At 39.4% G+C, this 4,100-nt stretch carries 5 protein-coding genes; 3 read left to right on the top strand and 2 right to left on the bottom strand.

Annotated features, from left to right (window positions below; translation table 11 throughout):
* Positions 1-159: 159 nt before the first annotated feature.
* On the bottom strand, positions 160-354 hold the full coding sequence (locus tag KTE19_RS13035; protein ID WP_054748969.1) for a hypothetical protein: 195 nt from the start codon (positions 352-354) through the stop codon (positions 160-162).
* Between the two features lie 180 nt (positions 355-534).
* On the opposite strand from KTE19_RS13035, the gene KTE19_RS13030 reads away from it, so the two are divergent.
* Positions 535-972, top strand: coding sequence for a MerR family transcriptional regulator (locus KTE19_RS13030; RefSeq protein ID WP_217342460.1), 438 nt, complete (start codon positions 535-537; stop codon positions 970-972).
* A 140-nt stretch (positions 973-1,112) separates the two neighbouring features.
* Here KTE19_RS13030 and KTE19_RS13025 read toward each other — a convergent pair whose 3' ends face one another.
* On the bottom strand, positions 1,113-1,322 hold the full coding sequence (locus KTE19_RS13025; protein ID WP_217164396.1) for a DUF4649 family protein: 210 nt from the start codon (positions 1,320-1,322) through the stop codon (positions 1,113-1,115).
* 275 nt (positions 1,323-1,597) lie between these two features.
* On the opposite strand from KTE19_RS13025, the gene KTE19_RS13020 reads away from it, so the two are divergent.
* Positions 1,598-2,251 carry a snapalysin family zinc-dependent metalloprotease gene (locus KTE19_RS13020; protein WP_217164393.1) on the top strand — a complete coding sequence of 218 codons (654 nt, stop codon included), beginning with the start codon at positions 1,598-1,600 and terminating at the stop codon, positions 2,249-2,251.
* A gap of 319 nt (positions 2,252-2,570) precedes the next feature.
* Positions 2,571-3,827, top strand: a complete 1,257-nt coding sequence (gene tyrS, locus KTE19_RS13015) for a tyrosine--tRNA ligase (RefSeq protein WP_217342459.1) — start codon at positions 2,571-2,573, stop codon at positions 3,825-3,827.
* Positions 3,828-4,100 lie beyond the last annotated feature (273 nt).

Here is a 4,100-nt window from a genome sequence, read left to right as displayed (position 1 = left end):
TTGAATACCGGATTCACAACGACCAGTTATGTGCCTAAAAATTATTAAATATTATCTCCAACTATTGGGGTTCACTTCAAATCAGGAATAATTGGTCATTTTCGTTAAATTCTGGGATCAAAACGCCGATTGTCCCAGTTTCACTCCTCGCGTTCATGGCTATTTTTTATCCCGGCGACGTTGATTTGCTTCGATCACGTTAATGACCACCGAAATCAACAAGAAGATCCCAGCCAGGATAATAAAGCCAACCTTCACGTTATCGGCAAACGACGAGCGTTGGATTAGAAATGCAATTAAAATTGATAAAACGAGTGAAATATCTGCCACAATTAATCTTGGGGAAAAACCCATTAGAAGTCATTCCTTTCTTTTCACTGCATTATAACAAATTGCCTCCCATAGGAATAGGGGCCAGGTTAATCATTGTAAAATTGGTTGACAAGCCTATTTGATAATTTGCCAATCATGGTAGGTCTGATATAATTGCAGTGAGATCATTGTTCGAAACAAAATTTGAATTGGGTGGGCAAAATGACAGATTTAAATCCTGATGAGTCATTTATCGATACGAATAAGCTGATTTTTGGTATTGGCCAGGTTCAAAAAATCACCGGTGTTTCTGGGCGCCAGCTTCGTTACTGGGAATCACAGAAGTATATTGCGCCCATTGATCAGGAAAAGGGCGTCTCTCGACAATATTCACTCCATACATTATTTTTGATTTTCCATATTAATCAATTTATCAAAAAAGGGTTTACATTACAAGCTGCCGTCGATCATGCCCGTCAATTCGATGCCCAGATTCCGGCTTTACGTCAGTTTCTTCAAAGCCAGTTGAAAGGGGTTGAAACTGGCCCCAACGGAACGTTACTCGACTTAGGCTACCTGAATGCCGAACACGCACAACGAGTTTATGGGGTGATCGATAAAACAGGTGAGACGTCTTTTGAAATTAAGGATGTTAAGTGAGATTGCGACGAAAGGTAATTTGATCCCCGCCATTTGTCGCAAGTTTTATCAATATCAGAATGGAGAGCCAGGTTGCATTTATCAACAATTTGTCGACTAATATCTCAACTCGATTTGATATTCCCAGAAGCATTGGTTGCTTACACGCCTTGATCATCGAAGTGTTTGTATAGGCCAATGATGGTTTTGTCATCCAAGTCGATTGGTTTACCATCTAATGTGACACTCTGAATTTTATAGTAATCCTCCAAGTCTGGAACTTCCAGCCGTTGATTTGCCATGAAGTCCTGTGCTGATTTGTATTCGATTGTTTCAGTCGAATTGCCACTTTCGTACGTAATTTTTAACATATGAGTCGCTTTCTTTCTATGATAGTAGTCTTTGAATAATTGTTTCTAAATTTATTCTAGAGTTTCCGCTTACAAAACTCAACAAACAAGGCTTTGAATATTTTATGAAGATAGTTTGAAAATTCGTAGAGTTTAAAGTTGAGAGTCAGCTATAGGTGATGATATATTATTATCAAGGGGAACGGAGGAGCGAATTTAAAACGATTGACTACTCTTCCGATCAATTAAATATTCTGACGCTTATGACGACTGACATTTATTCAAGGGGGAGTTAAATGTTTAACTTTAAGCATTTTTTTGTTGTTGTGATGATGGTGTTGGTTGGCTTTATTGGGATGGCTGCACAATCGGATGATGTGTCGGCAGCACAAACAATCAGATTTACCAGCGCAATGCATACAAACAAAAATTTGACTTACAAGGGAACCATTAAGTATTACGTTAAAGGGGATGCGAAGAAATATCAGGCGGATATCAACTACGCTGCTAATCGTTGGAACAAAGCATTGGGGAGAAAAGTGCTGCGGCCAACCAACAGTCAAAGTGGTTCCAGACTTGTGTTTACGGGGACAAACAAGCTTGGCGCAGGCTACGCGGGGATGGCTGAGATTAATAGCGGCGTGATCGCCTTGAATAATTCCTGGATGAATCGATATAGCAACCAAAAGCAGCGCGCTGTCGTGATTCATGAATTAGGTCATACATTTGGGACCAAAGACCTTTACAATTATCCGGATGCTTCATTAAGGAGCACGTTTAAGAAGCAAACGATTATGGGCGGTAATTATTCAACCAACATCAAGAGTTTTGATGCCAAGTTGGCAAAATGGACGTTATCAAAAACGCGTAGCATGTCAGCAACTGAGTTTAATCATTATCGTTCAAATAAAGGACTTTATTATCAGCAAATGCTTCATGGCCAACTTTAATTCGGGCTTTAATTTGTCTTTGAAATCCATTGACATTGGTGGGCTGACCATCTATCATTAACTTATTACTTGTGGGTGTTGAATCAGTAAAGTAATTAGTTAATTCGAGAATCCAGAAACTTGGCGGTGATGTGAGCCAAGCGGTTGACTAATGAATTTACAGCTGAGGAGTCCATTACGTTGAGTTAGACGAGTCATTTCGTTACCAATGATATGAGCGATTACTGGTTTTGGCCGGTAATAACTTGGGTGGTAACGCGGAAATTTCGTCCCTGGCATTTATTGTCAGGGACTTTTTATATTTAGGAGGAATTTTTGAATGAATATTTTAGATGAGCTAAAGTGGCGTGGCGCGATTAATCAAGAAACTGATCATGATGGGTTGAATGATTTAGTGAATCAGAAGTCGGTTGGTATCTATGTGGGAATTGATCCAACCGGAGATAGTATGCATATTGGACACCTAATCCCGTTTATGATTTTGAAGAGATTCCAGCTAGCTGTTCATCATCCGGTTATCGTTATTGGCGGTGGAACGGGAGCAATTGGTGATCCAAGTGGTAAGAAGTCTGAACGAGTTCTTCAAACGATGGATCAGGTTAAGCACAACGAAGCAGCTTTAACTGCTCAAATGGAAAAATTGTTCGGTCAAGATGGCAAATTCGAGATTGTTAATAACTATGATTGGCTTTCCAAGTTGTCCTTACTGGATTTCTTGAGAGATTACGGTAAGTTGTTTAACGTTAATACTATGTTAAATAAAGAAATTGTTGCCAGTCGATTGGAAGTTGGCATTTCATTTACTGAATTTACATACCAAATTTTGCAATCCATCGATTTTCTTCATCTATACCGACACAATGATGTCCAGGTTCAACTAGGTGGCGCAGATCAGTGGGGGAATATTACTTCCGGAACTGATTTAATCCATAAAGTTGAAGGTGCTGATGCTCAGGTATTTGGTCTAACTATTCCATTGTTGCTCAAATCTGACGGCACTAAGTTTGGCAAGTCCGAAGGCGGTAATGTTTGGCTTGATCCTGAGAAGACCACGCCATACGAATTTTACCAGTTCTGGATTAACCAAGACGATCGCGATGTGATTCGCTATCTCAAGTATTTCACATTCTTGAGTCAAGACGAAATTGCTGAGTTGGCAAAAAAGGTCGAAACCGCACCAGAAAAGCGAGAAGCACAACGAAAATTGGCTGAAGAGGTTACAGAGTTTGTTCATGGTAAAGCCGCTGTTGAACAGGCAGAACATATTTCGGCAGCCCTATTCTCGGGTGATGTTTCAAAACTGACAACTGCAGAAATTGAACAGGGATTCAAAAATATGCCAACAGTGGAAGTGTCCGCTGAACCGCTTAACATTGTTCAATGGTTGGTTGATTCAACTAAAATTGAGTCATCACGTCGTCAAGCGAGAGAAGATATTAACAACGGGGCGATTAGGATTAACGGCGAAAAAATTCAAGACGTTGATTTTATGATCGATCCATCTAAAAAATTCGACGGTAAGTTTGTGATTGTCCGTCGTGGTAAGAAGAAGTACTTCTTAGCAAGGGTCAAGTAAGCATTCCAAGACAAATCAATTTGATTTGTCTTTTTTGTTGACATCGTCTTTAAAAGCCGGTATATTATTTAGTGCGGCTTTTGATAAGTTCATTTTTTAAAAGTTGTGGAATTACAAAAAATCATTGACACTTAATCGTCATCATGATAATATTAAATAGTTGTCAAAAGCGATGAACAAGTGCTTACGACAACTTGGTAGACCTTTGAAAACTGAACAAAATTTTCGACAAACAAATGTGCAGGGCGTTCCGATTCATTTCGGAACCAAACA

The organism is Lentilactobacillus dabitei (assembly GCF_019061365.1).
Lineage (GTDB): Bacteria > Bacillota > Bacilli > Lactobacillales > Lactobacillaceae > Lentilactobacillus > Lentilactobacillus dabitei.
This window is presented reverse-complemented; position numbering and strand designations above follow the sequence as displayed.